Below are 16,219 nucleotides of genomic sequence, written 5' to 3' on the forward strand. Positions count from 1 at the left end.
CGGGGCCTCCCTGGCAGTCTGTGTCGTGTCGCAACTACCAGTGTGTCAGACCGTCCCGTTGTCCGCCCCTCCCCGATTTTCCGTCATGAACCAAATAATCGGCCGCGACTCATCCACTGACCGCGATCGTCGCTAGCGCCGCCGCGCCCGCCACCAGCGGCCCAGGAGATGGTCCAGCGAGAGCGGCCCCGGCCCGCGCAGAATCAGCAACAGCAAGGCGGTGGCCCACAGGGCGTGCTCCGGCCAGTTGCCGGGGTAGACGAAGACCTGGATCACGGCCGTCATGACCAGCAGGCCCAGGGCCGACAGGCGCGTGAACAGACCCAGGACCAGCAGCACCGGGAACACATGCTCGGCGGTGGTGGCGAGCTGGGCGGCCAGGTCGGGGGGTAGCAGCGGCACCGCGTACTCGTCCTGGAACAGGAAGTAGGTGGTGTCGGTGATCTCCCAGCCGGACACCTTGGTCTGGCCCGAGCGCCAGAACACGCCGGCCAGACCGAGGCGGGCCAGGAGGCCGATGGTCCAGGCGGGCACCCGGTCGGCGCCGCGCGTTGTGGCGCACCAGACCGCGGCCAGGGGATGCGACGGGACGGCGCGACCGTCGGCGCTGCCGGCGGGGGAGGCGGGCGCAGGGGGCTGGGGGCTGGTCATGGCGACGGCGGCTCCGGTGGCGGGGTGGCACGGCTCATGAGCGGGTCGCAGGGCGTGGATCCGTCGGCGGTCTGCGGCACCGCCACCTCGGTCAGCAGCCCCAGCGACACCAGGCGGGCCAGGGCGGCGGTCAGATCGAAGCCGTCCGCGGCCCCATCCGGTGTGGACCTGGCGCTGTGGGCTGCGGCGTGGGCCGCGGCCTGCGCGGCCGTCGCCAGCGTCTGGCCCATCTCCAGGGCGAACAGCAGCGACAGGGTGCCCCGGTCCGCCCGCGCCATCAGCACCTGCCCGCGCGGGCGACAGATCAGCACCGTGGCGCCGCCCTCGTCGAGCGAGACGGTCTCGCCCTCGGGCCAGTCCGGCTGGTGCATCGCCCAGATGCGATCCACCGGCCAGGGCGAGACCACGCATCGGAACGACGGGTGCACGGCGCAGCGGGCCATCGGGACCAAGGCGGGCGGCACCGCGCCAAGGGTGGCCGGGGCGACCGGCGCGGCGTCCGCCGCCTGGAGCGCTCCCAGCCGGGCCCACTCCAGCCGCGCCACGTCGGGCAGATAGGGCAGCGACCGCGCCGGCTCATGGCCGGCCAGGAAGTCGGGCAGGCCGTCCCCATAGGCCGACACCACGGGCGAGTTCGGCGGGGTCTGGCGGATGTAGGCCCGCGCGGTCTGCGCGAAGAACGCCTCGCCCACCAGCGCGCGCACCACCGGGAAATTGGCGCCCAGGGCCTCCGTCAGTGTCAGGTGCGTGGTGTTGCGATGGATCTGCACGCGCTGCGCCGGGTCGAGCCCATGGCCCGCGACAAGACCGGCGAGGGGGGTGTCGTCCTCCCCGCGCACCGCACCGGCGAGGGTGCGCTGGATGTCGGCCAGCGACGGCATCACACCGGGTCCGGACGCGCCGCCAGGACCTGCGTCATGACGGTGGCGACGCGGCCGGCCTCCGCTGCCAGGTCCGGCCACGGGGGAATGTCGGTGTCGCGCTCGACCAGCGTCGGGCGGGGTCCGGTCCGGCGCAGCGTCTCGGCGTACAGGGCGAGGACCGCGTCGCCGACCGCGCTGCCGTGGTCGTCGATGCGGATTTCGACGCCGTCGACGACGCGCACGGCGTGACCGGCGAGGTGGATCTCGCCGACCGCCTCCAGCGGCAGCGCCGCCACATAGGCGCTCGGGTCGAAGCCCAGGTTGCGGGCGCTGACGACGACATTGTTCAGATCCAGCAGCAGGCCGCAGCCGGTGCGCCGCACCAGGGCGGACAGGAACGCCGGCTCGTCCATGTCCTGGATGCGAAAGGCGAAGTAACGCGACGGGTTCTCGACCAGGATTGGACGGCCGAGCGCCGCCTGGGTCTGGTCCACGTGGCGCGCGACGATGTCGAGCGCCTCGGTGGTGCAGGGCACCGGCAGCAGGTCGTTCAGGAAGGCGCCGGGCACGCCGCACCAGGCCAGGTGCTCCGACACGAGGGCGGGCTCATACCGCGCGACAACGCCGGCCAGCCGGGCCAGGTGGGCGGTGTCGAGGTCGTGGGCGCCGCCCAGCGACAGGCCGACTCCGTGCACCGACAGCGGGTGTTCGCGGCGCACCGCCTCCAGCGCCCGGTGCAGGGGGCCGCCGTCCTGCATGTAGTTCTCGGCGTGCACCTCGACCCACCGAACCGGTCCGGGGTCGTCCAGCAGCGCGGCGATGTGGCTCGGCTTGAGTCCGACGCCCACGGCGGTCCGGGGGAGGACGGCCTCGGGGTACGACGGGGTGGGCGAGGCTATGGGCATGGCGGGCTCCGGTCGCGATGCGGCGCCCCAGGCGTGGAAAGGGGGCGGCAAGGGGGGCGTGAAGAGGGGGGGCGGACCACGCGACAGCGGCCCGCCCCGCCCGGCCTTGCCCTGGGGCGCGGGGTCACGATGCGAGGAGGAGACGGATCGCGGCGCGATTTCGGTTTGTCGCGATAATCGGCTGCGATCCAGACATTGATCGCGATCCGCGCTACGAGCTCTTGGGTTCCAGGCTGCCGCCGACGAGCTTGTCGCAGGTGCCCTCGGGCACGGCCACGAAGGCGTCGCCCTGCCCGTCCACCTTCGAGGAGCCGGCACAGGACGACGAGGCGGTCTGGCAATCGTTGTGGCCGGCCTTGGCCACGCCGTAGCACTTCTCCATCTCGGCGGCGCTGACGGCGGTCGGCGCGGCCAGGGCGACGGCGGCGGTCATGGCGGCGGCGACGAGGGCGAACTTGTCGGTGGACGTCATGGTCGGTCTCTCCTGGGTGCGACGGGGAGGCGATCCGGGCGGGATACGCCCCGCGTCGTGGGGCCTTGGCGGCGGTGCGGCGGGTCCGGTCGCGGCCGCCACCGATCACGCCTTCACCCTGCGCGACGCCGGCGCGAGACGGAAATGCCGATGCGCCATCCTTTCCATAGCCGGAAGGCATGGCCTGAGGGCATGGCTGCCATGCTTCTTGCAGATCGCCGGGCGACCGGTGCGGGCGGGGACAGCGACCGACGTGTGACCGCCGACACAGGCGTGCATCCTGCGCTTGTGCAGCGTTGTCCCGACCCGCACAGTACCCGCAGGATCGGTGTCGTGACGGCAAAGGGGGGCGGGCAGGGCGGCGGCGCCGTCGTGCTGGAAGAGCCTGGGAGCAATGGGCAAGGCGTCGGGGCAGGATGCAGAGGGCAGACGGGCCGACCCGGACGGGGGGCGCTGGCGCGGCGGCTTCCGCCTCGGCAGTCGCGCCCTGGCGGTCTGCCTGGTCCTGGCTCTCCTGATGGTGATTTCGGCCCTCTGGCTGCATGTCCTGGATCGGGACGCCCAGCGCCGGCGGGCGGCGATCGACTCGTGGCTGGCGCTGGAAGGCCAGATCGTCGACACGGCCGCGCGCGCGACGCAGGCGTGGCTCGACGAACGCATCAACGAGGACGGGATCAGCGTCCAGCAGGCGGAGCGCGAGGCGCTGCGCCTGTTCATCGACCCGATCCAGCTCGGGGCCGATGGCGATGCCTGGATCTATAACCGGAACTACGTCGTGTTCGACGAAAGCCTGGATTTCCCCCGCAGCTACTTCGGCAAGGAGATCGCCGAGGTCTTCGCGCTTCAGGCCCGATACGGGGCGGCCCACTACGAAGAGCTGGTCGCGGCGGTCCAGAACGCCGGCAGCGGCACCACCTGGTATATCTGGCTGCCCGAGAAGGGGCGCGAGTACGCCGCCTATACCTCGGTGCGGGTGCATGACGAAGCCTGGACCATCGGCCTGTCGACGCCGCAGGCGCAGATCCTGGAGGTCTTTCGGGTTCCGCAGACCTTCCGACACGAGGTCCTGGGCGCCATCATCATCAGCCTGCTGCTGATCGGGCTGGCAACGGCCCTCTGGTTCAGCCATCGGGCCGACGCGCACCGCCTGGCGGTGCTGCGCGACAGCCACGCGCAGCTTGAACGGGCGGTGGCCGAGCGCACCCGGCGACTGGAATCCATGAACCAGGACCTGAGCCGATCCAACCAGGACCTGGAGCAGTTCGCCTATGCCGCCTCCCATGACCTTCAGGCGCCGTTGCGGACCATCTCCGGTTTTCTCGGGCTGTTGCAGACCCGCTACGGGCCCCGCCTCGACGACGAGGCCCGCGAGTTCATCACCTATTCCATCGACGGGGCCAAGCGACTCAGCCGCCAGATCCACGCGCTGTTGGAGTACTCCCGGCTGACGACCGCGGAACGCAGCGTCACGGCCGTCTCGCTGACGCGGATCGTGACCGGGGCCGTCGCCAACCTGCGCGGTCCGATCGAGGAGACCGGGGCCCGCGTGCAGGTGCCCGACGACCTGCCGATGGTCGCCGTCGATCCGGCCCAGGCGACGGTCCTGTTCCAGAACCTGATCGGCAATGCCATCAAGTACCGGCACCCCGCGCGGGAGCCCGACGTGTGGATTGAGGTTGTCCAGGTCGGCGTTCGCTGGCGGATCAGCGTCGTCGACAACGGAATCGGAATCGCGCCGGAGTACCAGGGCCGGATCTTCGGGGTGTTCCAGCGCCTGCACGGGCCGGCCGACTACGAAGGGACGGGCATCGGCCTCGCCCTGTGCAAGCGCATCGTCGAGCGGCACGGCGGCACCCTGACCGTGACCTCTGACGGCCGCAGCGGCGCCGCCTTCACGTTCAGCCTGGCCATGCCGGACGGGATGGAAACCGACGCCGAGGGCGCCGCCGGCACCGATGCCGCCCCGGCCGCGGAGTCGTGAGCACCGGCCCCTCCGTCAGAGGGGCCGCCCGGCCGGGCGGACGACCGGTCGCGATGGCCGGTCCCGGCTCAGCGGGCGATGTCGACCACCAGGCGCCCGCGCACCTGCCCCTCCATCAGGCGCGCCGCCGCCGGGATCGCCTCGCTGAGGCCGATCTCGTCCGTCATGGCCGTCAGGTGGTTCGGATCGAGGTCGCGCGCCAGCAGCTCGTAGGCCGCCAGCCGCTCCGGCTTGGGCATGTAGACACTCTCGATGCCGCACAGCTTGACGCCGCGCAGGATGAACGGCGCCACCGAGGTGGGCAGGTCCATGCCGCCGGCCAGGCCGCAGGCGGCGACGGTGCCGAAGTACTTCACCTGGGAGAGCACGTTGGCCAGGGTGTGGCTGCCCACGGCGTCCACGGCGCCGGCCCAGCGTTCCTTGGCCAACGGCTTGGCCGGGCCGGCGTACTCGGCGCGGTCCATGACGGCGGCCGCCCCCAGGCTCTTGAGATAGCCCTCCTCCTGGGTGCGGCCGGTCAGCGCCACCACCTCGAAGCCGCGCTTCGCCAGCAGGGCGATGGCGACGCCGCCGAGGCCGCCGCTGGCGCCGGTCACCAGGACCGGCCCCTTGTCCGGTGTGACCCCCTGGCGGTCCAACTCCAGCACCGCCAGCGCGGCGGTGTAGCCCGCCGTGCCGATCGCCATGGCCTGCGCCGGCGTGAAGGCGGCCGGCAGCGGCACCAGCCAGTCGCCGGGTACCCGCGCCACCGCGCCCAGCCCGCCCCAGCGGGTTTCGCCGATGCCCCAGCCGTTCAGGACCACGGCGTCCCCGGCCTTGAAGTCGGGATGCGCGCTCTCGGTGACCGTGCCGGCGAAGTCGATGCCCGGGATCATCGGCCAGGATCGCACCACCGGTCCCTTGCCGGTGATCGCCAGCCCGTCCTTGTAGTTCAGCGTCGAGTGACTGACCGCGACCGTGACGTCGCCTTCGGGCAGGTCGGCCTCGTCGACCTCGGTGACGGCGGCCTGGGTCGCCTTGTCCTCGGTCCGGGTCAGCAGAATGGCCTTGAACATCGCGCAACCTCCCTCCTTGTGTGGTGCCGGGCACGGTCCCGACGGTGCGCACCGGCCCTCTATTTGTCAAACAAATACGGGAATGCCGATTGACGGTCCGTGTGGCCGGCTGGCCAGATGGGGTGGGACCCGGGAGAGGATATCGCCATGGCGCTCGACTATCAGCCCTTGAACCGCGATGGCCTTGCCCGCCAGATCGCGGACTCGCTGCGAACGGCGATCCTGACCGGCGACCTGTCGGTGGACGAGCGGCTGCCGACCGAGACCGACCTGGCGGCGCGCTACGGCGTCTCGCGCCCGACCATCCGCGAGGCCCTCAAGCGGCTGGCGGCGCAGAACCTGATCCGGTCCCGGCGCGGCCCCGCCGGCGGGACGTTCGTCAACCGAATCGGCCTGACCGAGGCCCGCGACAGCCTGCGCATGATGGTCACGCTGATGGTCGGCATGGATGCGGTGACGCTCGCCGACGTGGCCGAGGCGCGCGACGTGCTGGAGCGGGTCTGCGCCCGCCTGGCGGCTACCCGGCGCGGTCCGGCCGACCTGGAGGCGTTGCGGGCGGCCCTGGCCGAGCAGCGCGATCCGGCCCTGTCCGACGAGGACTTCTGTGCCGCCGACGTGCGGTTTCACCGGGCCGTGGTGGAAGCCACGGGCAATGCCATGCTCGGCGTGCAGATGGTCGGGGTGGTCGAGGCGTTGCAGCCGGTCCTCAACATGATCATCCATCGCGTCCGGGCGCGGCCACGGATCGTCGCGCATCACGCGGCGATTCTGGCGGCCATCGAGGCCGGCGACGCGGACGCGGCCGAAGCCGCCATGGGGGCGCTCATGGCCTATGTCGGCGAGCGGGCGGGCGAGGCCCAGATGCGACGACGGCCGGGCCGAGAGCCGGATCGGTGAAGCCTTGGGTTGGCACGCGGCCCCCACTGCATGGACCGCTCCGCAGGGTGGCCCGCAGGGTGGCATGGCCGGTCGGCGGTCTGCCGTGCAGTACGAGACGAAGGGGGCGGTGGCAGCGGTCGGGGCCGCGCACCGCCGCCGGGGTCAGGCCGGGTCGCGCCACAGCGTCTCCGCGGCCGGCGGCTCCCCGTCCAGCAGCTCGCGGTAGACCGCCAGGGTCTGGCGGATCATGGCCTCCTTGGAGAACGCACGCCGGGTCTGCATCATGCCGCGCCAGGCCATGGCGTCGTAGGTGGCCTCGTCCAGGTCCAGGGCCAGGGCGAGGTGATCGGCCAGGCTGACGGCGTTCCCGGGTTCGAACAGCCAGCCCGACACCCCGCTCTCCACGATTTCCGGCGCCGCCCCGTGGCGTGGCGCCAGCACGATGCGGCCCAGCGCCTGCGCCTCCGCCGGCACCCGGCCGAAGGCTTCGGGCTCCAGCGAGGCCGAGACCACCACGGTGGCGAGCCGGTAGGCCGCCGGCATGTCGTCGCACTGCTCCAGGATGTGGACCTGTCCGCCCAGGCCGTGACGGGCGATCAGCTCCTCCAGCGTCCGCCGGTAGCCGGCGCGGCCCTGATCCGAGCCCACCAGCAGGCAGCGCACGCCGGGCCGGTTCAGTCGCGCCATGGCTTCGATCAGCAGGGTCTGGCCCTTCCACCGGGTCAGGCGGCCCGGCATCAGCACCACCGGGGCGTCGTCGGGAAGACGCCACTGGGTCGCCAGTCGGGCGATGCGGTGCTCGCTGACCGCCTCGGGCGCGAACCGGCGCAGGTCGACGCCGCGCGGGATGACGCGCAGGCGCTCGGGCGGGGTGTGGTAGTGCTGGCGGATGTGGCGGGCGATGAAGCGGGAGATGGCGATCACCCGGTCGCCCTGGGTCATGACGCGGTTGTAGGGCGTCTTGATCCCGAACGGCCCGCGCGTGTAGGTGCCGTGAAAGGTGGTGACGAGCGGGATGCCGGCGGCGCGCGCCGCCCACAGCGCGCTCCAGGCCGGCGCCCGGCTGCGGGCATGGACCAGCGAGACACCGCGGCTGTCGATCAGGCGGGCGAGACGGCCGGCGTTGCGGCGCAGGGCCAGCGGGCGCTTGGTGGCCAGCGGCACTGAGACATGCGCGGCGCCGCAGCGGTCCAGGTCGCGCTCCAGCCGCCCGCCGGACGACGCCACCAGGGCGCCCCAGCCGGCGGCCGTCAGGCCCTCGGCGATGTCCACGGTGCCGCGCTCGACGCCGCCCGTCTCCAGGGCCGGCACGACCTGAAGGACGACCGGCGCGCCGGTGCGCGCGGCCGCGGTTTGGCCCGCCGTCCCCTCGGTGTTACCGTGCGCCGCCACGCCACCCTCGCACCCGCCCCCCGGTCCCGCCCCCCGGTCCCGCCCCCCGGTCCCGCTATCGGAAAGGAGCGTCCATGTCTCAGGAATCCCCGTCCGCCGCCGCTGCCGCCGCCGCGCCGCGCCGCCTGACCCGGCCGGACGGCGCCACCATCGCCTATCACTCCGTGTCCGGCAAGGGGCCGGGCGTCGTGTTCATCCATGGCTTCATGTCGGACATGACCGGCGGCAAGGCCACCTTCCTGGAGGCCTGGGCGCGCCGCACCGGCCGCGCCTTCGTGCGCTTCGACCAGCGCGGCCACGGGCAGTCCGACGGTCGCTTCGAGGACGGCACCATCGGGGCCTGGGCCGACGATGTCGTGCAGGTGCTCGACCACCTCACCGAGGGGCCACAGGTTCTGGTGGGCAGTTCGATGGGCGGGTGGCTCATGCTGCTGGCGGCGTTGGCCCGGCCGGACCGGGTGGCGGCCCTGGTCGGCATCGCCGCGGCGCCGGACTTCACCGAGGACCTGATGTGGTCGGTGTTCGACGACGCGGCGCGCGAGACCCTGGCGCGGGACGGCGTGCTGCAGGTGCCTTCGGACTACGGCGATGCGCCCTACCCGATCACCAAGCGCCTGATCGACGAGGGCCGCGACCACCTGCTGCTGGGCGGACCGATCCCGATCCGCTGCCCGGTGCGGCTGATCCAGGGCATGAAGGACGACTCGGTGCCGTGGGAGACCGGCCGGCGCCTGATGGACCGGCTGGAGAGCCCGGACGTGGACCTGACTCTGGTCAAGGAGGGCGACCACCGCCTGTCCGAGCCGCACGATCTGGCCCGCCTGGAGCGGGTGCTGGACGGGGCGCTGCACGGGGTGCCGTGACGGCCGCACCGTTGCCTTCCCGCGGCACGCTGCCGCATCATGCCGGCCGGCCGGTGCGAACGGACCGCCTCACGACCACCAAGGCCGGGAGGACACGACACCTTTGACTGTCGCCACATGGTTGTGGCGCAGCGTCCGGTTGCGGCCGGACGCGCCGGCGCTGCTGAACACCCTTGAGGAGGATCCGTCGCCGTGAGCGAACGTTATCTGGAAGGCAAGACCGCGTTGGTCACCGGGTCGGTGCAGGGCATCGGGCTGGCCATCGCCGAGGCTTTGGGCGCGGCCGGCGCCCGCGTGGCGGTCCACGGTCTGGCCGATTCGGCCACCGCCGAGGCCGCCATGGACGCGGTGACGGCGGCCGGGGCGCCCGAAGTGTGCTTCTTCGATCACGACCTGCGCGCGGCGGCCGGCATCGACGCCCTGATGGACGGGGTGGCGCGCTGGGGCGGTGCCGACGTCCTGGTCAACAACGCCGGCATCCAGAAGACCGCGCCGCTGGCCGAGGTGCCGCCCGAGACCTGGTCCGCGATTCTCGACGTCAACCTGTCGGCGGCGTTCCATACCCTGCGTCGCGCGCTGCCGACGATGGCCGAGCGCGGCTATGGTCGAGTGGTCAACGTCGCGTCGGTGCACGGCCTGGTCGCCTCGAAGCACAAGGCGCCCTATGTCTCGGCCAAGTTCGGGCTGGTGGGCCTGAGCAAGGTGGCGGCGCTGGAGTACGCGGACGCCGGGGATCGCGCCCGCGGCGGGGTCACCGTGAACTGCATCGCCCCGGGCTGGACCGAGACCGCGATCATCGAGCCGCAGATTCAGGCGCGGGCGGCCGAACTGGGCGGTGACAGAGCAGCCGGAATACGCAGTCTGTTGAGTGAAAAGCAACCTTCGCTTCGCACCTCTGACCCGAAAGAGATCGGCGCGGTTACGACTTGGTTGTGTCATCCCGTCGCCCATAACATCACTGGGGTCGTTCTCCCCGTGGACGGCGGCTGGACCGCGCAGTAGGGTGCTGCCTTTCCAGGGGCCGTGGAACGACACGGCCCACCACTGACGCCGGGGCACGGGGAGCAAGACATGGCCCGGGGGCCGGACCGGCTCAATGCTGCGGGGCGGCGGCCGCCGCCCGCCCTGACGGACCCGCGTGCGGTCGATGGGGCACTGCGTGCGGCCGTGACTCAGCTCGATGCGGTGCTGGCGGAGCAGGACCGCGCCGCGACGCGCATCCTGGGGCTGGCCGAACTGCTGTTGGAACGCGCGCCGGACGACGCCATGCGGCTGCGCATCGAGGCCATCATCGAGTCCTGCGCCTTCCAGGACATCAGCGGCCAGCGCGTGCGCAAGGTGCGGGCGCTTCTGGCCCGGCTGACCACCTTGGCGCCCGGCACGCTGCGGGTCAGCGAAACGCCCATCGAGAGCCCGGCCGCCGCGCCCGCGGGCGTGGACCCGGCGGCCGAGGGCGGGCCGGGCCTCACGCAGGAAGAGGTCGACCGCCTGCTTGGGAAGTGAGCCGCCGCGCGGTCCCTCAGCGTGCCATCAGCGCCGCGAGATGGGGGGCCAGGTCGTGCGGCGGCAGCATCGACAGGTCCTTGTCCACCTCGGCGATGACCAAGCCCCGCAGCGGGTCGCTGAGTTCATCGCGCAGGTCGCCCAGCATCTGCGGCGGGGCGACGATCACCAGCCGATCGAAGGCCGCCGTGGTGCGGCCCCGCTCCAGCAACCCGGCAATGGCATGGGCGAAGCGGCGTTTTTCGTGGCGGTGCGGGTCGGTGGGCGGTTCCTTGGCATGGCGCAGATCGCCGACGCTCTCGAAGGTGCGGCCGGGGCGGTCGCTGGCGATGTCCCGGCTGGGCGGATCCGCGGCCGTCATCTCGTGAACCGGCGTGCGGGCGAGGTCGAGGGGCTGTCCCGTGGCCTCGAACACGCGGGCGCGCGTGGCGTCCGCCACCAGAACCCATGTGGTCGACGTGCTCATGGTCGTCCTCCGTGCGGGGCGTGACTCCGCCCAAACTCTTTGATTCAGCGCAGAGTCACATCATCAATCCAAAACACGGCGTGAGTCAGGTTGATCACGGTCTGCCCTCGTGCACTGATCCAGGGCCGTGGGCTGGGGCCGAACCCTTCATGATGGACGCGACGGCCAGGCGTTGTCCATGACGCGCCGCAATCGTGCATGGCGCGGCGTCCGGCTCGCGGGCGCCCCCTGGCATCCTCATTGGCTTTCCGGTATGTCTGGCCGCAGCGCGGACGGCAAGGCCCCGGATCCCCGGAGCCGCGCCGCCCGCCACGATCGACCGAACAGGGGGACTCCGACCGATGACGATGCCCGCTCTGCGCGCCGCCCTGGCGGCCGCGCTGTCCGTGCCGCTGGCCCTGGCCGCGCCCGCCGCCTCCGTCGCCTGGGCCGCCGATGACGATCCGGCGAAGGTCGGCCCCGTGAAAATCGGCATGGTCACCACCCTGTCGACCAAGGCCGGCTACCTGGGCGCCGACGTGCGCGACGGCTTCCGGCTCGCGATCAAGCAGGGCGGCGGGGCGCTGGGGGGCGTGCCGGTCAACCTGCTGGTGGAGGACGACGACCGCGATCCCGGCAAGGGCCGCGAGATCGCCGAACGCTTCGTCACCCGCGACGACGTCAAGATCATGACCGGCATCATCTTCTCGAACGTGGCGCTGGCGGTGATCCCCAAGGTGGTGAAGGACGGCGTGATCTACGTCAGCCCCAATGCCGGGCCGTCGCAGCTCGCGGGCAAGGGCTGCCATCCGTACCACTTCAACGTCGCCTGGCAGAACGACAACCTGCACGAGGCCATGGGCCAGTACGCCACCGATGCCGGGTTCGAGCGCATGGTGATCCTGGCCCCCAACTATCCGGCCGGAAAGGATGCCCTGGCCGGCTTCAAGCGCTTCTACACCGGCGGCACGGTGGTGAGCGAGGTCTATACCACCCTGGGCCAGTCGGACTACGCCGCCGAGATCGCCGGGATCCGCAATGCGGAGCCGGACGCCGTGTTCTTCTTCCTGCCCGGCGGCATGGGCATCAACTTCATGAAGCAGGTCCACCAGGCGGGCCTGGGCGAGAGCGTCCAGCTCATCGGCTCCGGCTTCTCGGCCGATCACAAGCTGCTCAACGCCGTCGGCGCGGCGGCCGACGGCATGCTGAACTCGGCGCAGTGGAGCCCGGACCTGGACACGCCGGTCAACGCCGCGTTCGTCGCGGCCTACCGGGCGGAATACGACGCCGTGCCGACGATCTATTCCCAGCAGGGGTACGACGCGGCCCTCGCCATCGGGGCCGCGCTGGAGGCCACCGGCGGTGACCTGTCCGATCTGGACGCCTTCGCGGCCGCGCTCAAGCAGGCCGACTTCGCCAGCCCGCGCGGTGATTTCCGGTTCGGCACCAACAACTTCCCGGTGCAGGATATCTACCTGCGCAAGGCGGTGATGGACCCCGACGGCACCCTGCGCAACGAAGTCCAAGGCGTGATCTTCGAGGATCACGTGGACGCCTACGCGGCCGCATGCGCGATGAAGTGAGGGAGGGATCTCCGATCACCACCGACCCGCGACCATCTTTCGATTTCCAATGCTCCTCTTCATCGAACAGGTTCTGAACGGGCTTCAGCTCGGGGTCATGCTGTTCCTGATGGCCTCGGGCCTGACCCTGGTGTTCGGGATCATGGGCCTCATCAACCTGGCCCACGGCTCGCTGTACATGATCGGCGCCTACGTCGCCGCCACCGTCACCGCCTTCACGGGCAGCTTCCTGCTCGGCCTGCTGGCAGCCGTGCCGGCGGCGGCGCTGGTCGGCGCGGTCATCGAACGCGGCGTGATGCGCCACCTGTACGACCGCGACCACCTGGATCAGGTGCTGGCGACCTTCGGCCTGATTCTGTTCTTCAACGAGCTGATGGTGATCCTCTGGGGCCGCCAGCCGCTGTTCATGGCGATCCCGGAGGCGCTGTCCGGCACCGTCGAACTCCTGCCCGGCGTGCCCTATCCGGTCTACCGTCTGGTCATCATCGCCGTGGGGCTGCTGGTGGCGCTGGGGCTGTGGGGGCTGATCGCCCGCACCCGCCTGGGCATGCGCATTCGGGCCGGCGCCAGCGACCGCGAGACCGCGGACGCCCTGGGGGTCAACATCGCCCTGCTGTACACCGGGGTGTTCGCGCTGGGGGCGGCGCTGGCGGCGCTCGCCGGGGCCATGGCCGGGCCGCTGCTGGCGGTCGAGGCCGGCATGGGCGAAAGCATCTTGATCCTGACCTTCGTCGTCGTCGTCATCGGCGGGATCGGCTCCGTCCGCGGCGCCCTGGCCGGGGCGCTGCTGGTCGGGCTGGTGGACACCCTGGGCCGCGCCTTCCTGCCCCAGGTGCTGCGGCTGGTGACCGACGACGCCACCGCGGACGGCGCCGGCGCCAGCCTGGCGGCGATGGCGATCTACATCCTGATGGCGGCCGTGCTGGTGTGGCGGCCCAAGGGACTGTTCCCGGCCCATGGTTGAGCGTCGTCCCCTCTCCGCCCGGCCGCGTCTGATCGTCTACGCCGTCGCCCTGCTGGTGCTCGCGCTGCTGCCGCCGCTGCTGACGGCGATCGGCGAGCCGTTCTACGTCATCCTGGCGACCCGTATGCTGATCCTGGCCCTGGCCGCCGTGAGCCTGGACCTGATCCTGGGCTACGGCGGGATGGTCAGCTTCGGCCATGCCGCGTTCGTGGGCGTGGGGGGCTATGTGGTCGGTATCCTGGCCCATCACGCCTTCATGGGCGAACCGCTGGTGCTGTTCGGCCTCACCCTGTCGGGCAGCAACGAGGCGCTGCTGGTCTGGCCGCTGGCGATGGCGGTCTCCGGGCTGGCGGCGCTGGTCATCGGGGCGCTGTCGCTGCGCACCGGGGGTGTGCACTTCATCATGATCACCCTGGCCTTCGCCCAGATGCTGTACTTCCTGATGGTCTCGCTGGAGGCCTACGGCGGCGACGACGGTCTGCTCCTGTGGGGCCGCAACACCCTGGCCGGGGCCGACGTGCTGGGGGACCGCACCCTGTTCTACTATCTCTGCCTGGGCCTGCTGACGGTGGTGCTGCTGGCCTTGCGCCGGCTGGTGGACAGCCGCTTCGGCCTGGTGTTGCAGGGCGCGCGCCAGAACGAACGCCGCATGCGGGCGCTGGGGGTGCCGGTGACGCGCTACCGTCTGGCGGCCTTCACCCTGGCCGGGGCGCTCGCCGGCTTGTCGGGCGCGCTGGCGGTGAACCACGCCGAGTTCGCTTCGCCCACCCTGTTGCACTGGACCCACTCCGGCGAGTTGCTGGTGATCGTGATCCTGGGCGGCATGGGCACCCTGGTAGGGCCGGTGCTGGGGGCGCTGGCGTTCGTGGGCCTGGAGGACCTGCTCGCCGGGATCACCGAGCACTGGCGCGTGGTGTTCGGGCCGGCGCTGGTGCTGGTGGTGCTGTACGCGCGCGCCGGGCTGCATGGCCTGCTGCTGGGCAAGCGGCCGCCGGGCGGGCCGGAGCGCAACCCATGACGCCGCTGCTGGAGCTGGTCGGGCTGGTCAAGTCCTTCGGCGGCGTGACCGCCTCGGACGGCCTGTCGCTGACCGTGATGCCGGGGGAGGTGCACGCCCTCATCGGCCCCAACGGGGCGGGCAAGACCACTGCCGTGGCCCAGATCGCCGGCGAGTTGCGCCCGGACGCCGGCCGTATCCTGTTCGACGGCCGCGACATCACCGGGCTGGCGGTGCACAGACGGGCGCTGCTGGGGCTGGGGCGGTCGTTCCAGATCACCTCGGTGCTGGGGGAGTTCTCGGTCCTGGACAACGTGGCGCTGGCGGTGCAGGCGCACGCCGGGCACAGCTTCCGCCTCCTCGCCGATGCGCGCCGCGACCGCCGCCTGCGCGACCCGGCGCGCGCCGTGCTGGCCCGGGTGGGGCTGGCGGCGCTGGCCGGCCGGCCGGCGGCGACACTGGCGCACGGCGATCAGCGCAAGCTGGAACTGGCGATGGCGCTGGCGGGCGAGCCGCGTCTGCTGCTGCTCGACGAACCCATGGCCGGCATGGCGGCGGAGGATTCCGACCGCATGGTAGACCTGTTGCGGTCGCTGAAGGGCACGGTGGCGATGCTGCTGGTCGAGCACGACATGGACGTGGTCTTCGCCCTGGCCGACCGGGTCACGGTGCTGGACGGCGGGCGCGTGCTGGCCTCCGGCGCGCCGGCCGAGGTGCGGGGCGACGCGCGCGTGATCGCTGCCTATCTCGGCGAGGAGGCGGGGACATGACCGCGCCGCTGCTCGCCCTGGAGGGGGTGGCGGCCGCCTATGGCCGCACCCCGGTGCTGTTCGGCGTCGACCTGACCGTGCCGGCGGGGGAGGTCGTGGCGCTGATGGGCCGCAACGGCATGGGCAAGACGACGACGGTCCGCACCATCATGGGCCTGATGCCGGCGACGGCGGGGCGGGTCGTATGGCGCGGCCGTGACCTGGCGGGGCTGGCGCCGCACCGCATCGCCCACCTGGGCCTGGGGCTGGTGCCGGAGGGCCGACGGGTGTTCCCCACCCTGACGGTGCGCGAAACCCTGGTGGCGACCGCCCGGCCGCCTGCGCCCGGTTCGGCGACGGGGGAGCCCTGGACGCTGGACCGCGTCCACGGCCTGTTCCCGCGCCTGGCCGAACGCGCCGACAGCCTGGGCGGGCAGCTCTCCGGTGGCGAACAGCAGATGCTCGCCATCGGCCGGGCGCTGATGACCAATCCGGCGCTGCTGATCCTGGACGAGGCCACCGAGGGCCTGGCGCCCGTGATCCGCGACCAGATCTGGGCCGTGCTGGGGCGGCTGAAAGCCGAGGGGCTGTCCATCCTGGTGATCGACAAGACCGTCAGTGCCCTGGCCCGGGTGGCCGACCGCATGGCGATCCTGGAGAAGGGCCGCGTGGTCTGGACCGGCACGCCGGCGGCCCTGCTGGCCGCGCCCGACGTGCAGCATCGGCATTTGGGGGTTTGATACCGGCCTCTGAATGAAGTCGGTTCATTCGTCGGCCGGTATTACAGCCGATTGCGACAAACCGGACTCGCGGCGCGATTTCGGTTTGCCGCAAAAATCGGCTGAGACTCATATAGGTCGCGCGGAGTCACGCGATCAATCCGAACCACATCGTGGTTCCGATTGATCGCGATCCGC

17 protein-coding genes are annotated in these 16,219 nt (G+C 71.8%); 10 read left to right on the forward strand and 7 right to left on the reverse strand.

The annotated features are described in order from the left end of the window. Positions 1 to 132 precede the first annotated feature (132 nt). The 4 genes from GGD88_RS14300 to GGD88_RS14315 all read right to left on the reverse strand — a co-directional run bounded on the left by GGD88_RS14300 (position 133) and on the right by GGD88_RS14315 (position 2,891). Entirely contained in the window at positions 133 to 651 is a 519-nt protein-coding gene (locus GGD88_RS14300; protein ID WP_184436621.1) for a DoxX family protein, read from the reverse strand. Continuing rightward, entirely contained in the window at positions 648 to 1,532 is an 885-nt protein-coding gene (locus tag GGD88_RS14305; RefSeq protein ID WP_184436623.1) for an HvfC/BufC N-terminal domain-containing protein, read from the reverse strand. Before GGD88_RS14305 ends, GGD88_RS14300 begins: the two co-directional genes overlap by 4 nt. Continuing rightward, the gene (gene bufB / locus GGD88_RS14310; protein WP_184436625.1) at positions 1,532 to 2,419 is read right to left on the reverse strand and encodes an MNIO family bufferin maturase; all 888 of its coding nucleotides are present in this window, start codon (positions 2,417 to 2,419) and stop codon (positions 1,532 to 1,534) included. Before bufB ends, GGD88_RS14305 begins: the two co-directional genes overlap by 1 nt. A gap of 211 nt (positions 2,420 to 2,630) precedes the next feature. Beyond that, entirely contained in the window at positions 2,631 to 2,891 is a 261-nt protein-coding gene (locus GGD88_RS14315) for a BufA1 family periplasmic bufferin-type metallophore (RefSeq protein WP_184436627.1), read from the reverse strand. A gap of 394 nt (positions 2,892 to 3,285) precedes the next feature. Here GGD88_RS14315 and GGD88_RS14320 point away from each other — a divergent pair, with 394 nt between their 5' ends. Further along, a complete protein-coding gene (locus GGD88_RS14320; RefSeq protein WP_184436629.1) occupies positions 3,286 to 4,872 on the forward strand; it encodes a sensor histidine kinase in 1,587 nt (528 codons plus the stop codon). 68 nt (positions 4,873 to 4,940) lie between these two features. On the opposite strand, the gene acuI is transcribed toward GGD88_RS14320, so the two are convergent. Next, entirely contained in the window at positions 4,941 to 5,927 is a 987-nt protein-coding gene (gene acuI / locus GGD88_RS14325; RefSeq protein ID WP_184436631.1) for an acrylyl-CoA reductase (NADPH), read from the reverse strand. A 147-nt stretch (positions 5,928 to 6,074) separates the two neighbouring features. Here acuI and GGD88_RS14330 point away from each other — a divergent pair, with 147 nt between their 5' ends. Continuing rightward, the gene (locus GGD88_RS14330) at positions 6,075 to 6,824 is read left to right on the forward strand and encodes a FadR/GntR family transcriptional regulator (protein ID WP_184436632.1); all 750 of its coding nucleotides are present in this window, start codon (positions 6,075 to 6,077) and stop codon (positions 6,822 to 6,824) included. A 144-nt stretch (positions 6,825 to 6,968) separates the two neighbouring features. Here the strand turns inward: GGD88_RS14330 and GGD88_RS14335 are convergent, their stop codons facing one another. Next, on the reverse strand, positions 6,969 to 8,198 hold the full coding sequence (locus GGD88_RS14335) for a glycosyltransferase (RefSeq protein WP_184436633.1): 1,230 nt from the start codon (positions 8,196 to 8,198) through the stop codon (positions 6,969 to 6,971). A 74-nt stretch (positions 8,199 to 8,272) separates the two neighbouring features. Between GGD88_RS14335 and GGD88_RS14340 the strand changes: the two genes are divergently transcribed. The 3 genes from GGD88_RS14340 to GGD88_RS14350 all read left to right on the forward strand — a co-directional run bounded on the left by GGD88_RS14340 (position 8,273) and on the right by GGD88_RS14350 (position 10,564). Then, a complete protein-coding gene (locus tag GGD88_RS14340) occupies positions 8,273 to 9,061 on the forward strand; it encodes an alpha/beta fold hydrolase (RefSeq protein WP_184436634.1) in 789 nt (262 codons plus the stop codon). Between the two features lie 192 nt (positions 9,062 to 9,253). Next, complete coding sequence (locus GGD88_RS14345) at positions 9,254 to 10,063, forward strand: SDR family NAD(P)-dependent oxidoreductase (RefSeq protein ID WP_184436635.1); 810 nt, start codon at positions 9,254 to 9,256, stop codon at positions 10,061 to 10,063. Positions 10,064 to 10,132: 69 nt separating this feature from the next. Further along, a complete protein-coding gene (locus tag GGD88_RS14350) occupies positions 10,133 to 10,564 on the forward strand; it encodes a hypothetical protein (RefSeq protein WP_184436636.1) in 432 nt (143 codons plus the stop codon). 16 nt (positions 10,565 to 10,580) lie between these two features. Here the strand turns inward: GGD88_RS14350 and GGD88_RS14355 are convergent, their stop codons facing one another. Beyond that, positions 10,581 to 11,030 (reverse strand): host attachment protein, encoded by a 450-nt coding sequence (locus GGD88_RS14355; RefSeq protein ID WP_184436637.1) that lies wholly within the window; start codon positions 11,028 to 11,030, stop codon positions 10,581 to 10,583. A 341-nt stretch (positions 11,031 to 11,371) separates the two neighbouring features. On the opposite strand from GGD88_RS14355, the gene GGD88_RS14360 reads away from it, so the two are divergent. The 5 genes from GGD88_RS14360 to GGD88_RS14380 are packed head-to-tail and all read left to right on the forward strand — an operon-like array spanning position 11,372 to position 16,042. Continuing rightward, positions 11,372 to 12,592 carry an ABC transporter substrate-binding protein gene (locus GGD88_RS14360; RefSeq protein WP_184436638.1) on the forward strand — a complete coding sequence of 407 codons (1,221 nt, stop codon included), beginning with the start codon at positions 11,372 to 11,374 and terminating at the stop codon, positions 12,590 to 12,592. 49 nt (positions 12,593 to 12,641) lie between these two features. Further along, positions 12,642 to 13,556 carry a branched-chain amino acid ABC transporter permease gene (locus GGD88_RS14365; protein WP_184436639.1) on the forward strand — a complete coding sequence of 305 codons (915 nt, stop codon included), beginning with the start codon at positions 12,642 to 12,644 and terminating at the stop codon, positions 13,554 to 13,556. After that, positions 13,549 to 14,574 carry a branched-chain amino acid ABC transporter permease gene (locus tag GGD88_RS14370; protein WP_184436641.1) on the forward strand — a complete coding sequence of 342 codons (1,026 nt, stop codon included), beginning with the start codon at positions 13,549 to 13,551 and terminating at the stop codon, positions 14,572 to 14,574. Before GGD88_RS14365 ends, GGD88_RS14370 begins: the two co-directional genes overlap by 8 nt. Next, on the forward strand, positions 14,571 to 15,323 hold the full coding sequence (locus tag GGD88_RS14375; RefSeq protein WP_184436643.1) for an ABC transporter ATP-binding protein: 753 nt from the start codon (positions 14,571 to 14,573) through the stop codon (positions 15,321 to 15,323). The genes GGD88_RS14370 and GGD88_RS14375 overlap by 4 nt, the downstream gene beginning before the upstream one ends. After that, positions 15,320 to 16,042: an ABC transporter ATP-binding protein gene (locus GGD88_RS14380; RefSeq protein ID WP_184436645.1), complete on the forward strand. Its 723-nt coding sequence runs from the start codon at positions 15,320 to 15,322 to the stop codon at positions 16,040 to 16,042. Before GGD88_RS14375 ends, GGD88_RS14380 begins: the two co-directional genes overlap by 4 nt. Positions 16,043 to 16,219: the final 177 nt, after the last annotated feature.

The organism is Roseospira goensis, from assembly GCF_014197795.1.
GTDB lineage: Bacteria > Pseudomonadota > Alphaproteobacteria > Rhodospirillales > Rhodospirillaceae > Rhodospira > Rhodospira goensis.

What these genes read in the sequence shown, in the direction of transcription:
- GGD88_RS14330 (WP_184436632.1), top strand. Translation starts at nt 6,075, where the DNA reads ATGGCGCTCGACTATCAGCCCTTGAACCGCGATGGCCTTGCCCGCCAG.
- GGD88_RS14365 (WP_184436639.1), top strand. Translation starts at nt 12,642, where the DNA reads ATGCTCCTCTTCATCGAACAGGTTCTGAACGGGCTTCAGCTCGGGGTC.
- GGD88_RS14375 (WP_184436643.1), top strand. Translation starts at nt 14,571, where the DNA reads ATGACGCCGCTGCTGGAGCTGGTCGGGCTGGTCAAGTCCTTCGGCGGC.
- GGD88_RS14305 (WP_184436623.1), bottom strand. Translation starts at nt 1,532, where the DNA reads ATGCCGTCGCTGGCCGACATCCAGCGCACCCTCGCCGGTGCGGTGCGC.
- GGD88_RS14340 (WP_184436634.1), top strand. Translation starts at nt 8,273, where the DNA reads ATGTCTCAGGAATCCCCGTCCGCCGCCGCTGCCGCCGCCGCGCCGCGC.
- GGD88_RS14315 (WP_184436627.1), bottom strand. Translation starts at nt 2,891, where the DNA reads ATGACGTCCACCGACAAGTTCGCCCTCGTCGCCGCCGCCATGACCGCC.
- GGD88_RS14300 (WP_184436621.1), bottom strand. Translation starts at nt 651, where the DNA reads ATGACCAGCCCCCAGCCCCCTGCGCCCGCCTCCCCCGCCGGCAGCGCC.
- GGD88_RS14320 (WP_184436629.1), top strand. Translation starts at nt 3,286, where the DNA reads ATGGGCAAGGCGTCGGGGCAGGATGCAGAGGGCAGACGGGCCGACCCG.
- GGD88_RS14370 (WP_184436641.1), top strand. Translation starts at nt 13,549, where the DNA reads ATGGTTGAGCGTCGTCCCCTCTCCGCCCGGCCGCGTCTGATCGTCTAC.
- bufB (WP_184436625.1), bottom strand. Translation starts at nt 2,419, where the DNA reads ATGCCCATAGCCTCGCCCACCCCGTCGTACCCCGAGGCCGTCCTCCCC.
- GGD88_RS14355 (WP_184436637.1), bottom strand. Translation starts at nt 11,030, where the DNA reads ATGAGCACGTCGACCACATGGGTTCTGGTGGCGGACGCCACGCGCGCC.
- GGD88_RS14360 (WP_184436638.1), top strand. Translation starts at nt 11,372, where the DNA reads ATGACGATGCCCGCTCTGCGCGCCGCCCTGGCGGCCGCGCTGTCCGTG.
- GGD88_RS14380 (WP_184436645.1), top strand. Translation starts at nt 15,320, where the DNA reads ATGACCGCGCCGCTGCTCGCCCTGGAGGGGGTGGCGGCCGCCTATGGC.
- GGD88_RS14350 (WP_184436636.1), top strand. Translation starts at nt 10,133, where the DNA reads ATGGCCCGGGGGCCGGACCGGCTCAATGCTGCGGGGCGGCGGCCGCCG.
- acuI (WP_184436631.1), bottom strand. Translation starts at nt 5,927, where the DNA reads ATGTTCAAGGCCATTCTGCTGACCCGGACCGAGGACAAGGCGACCCAG.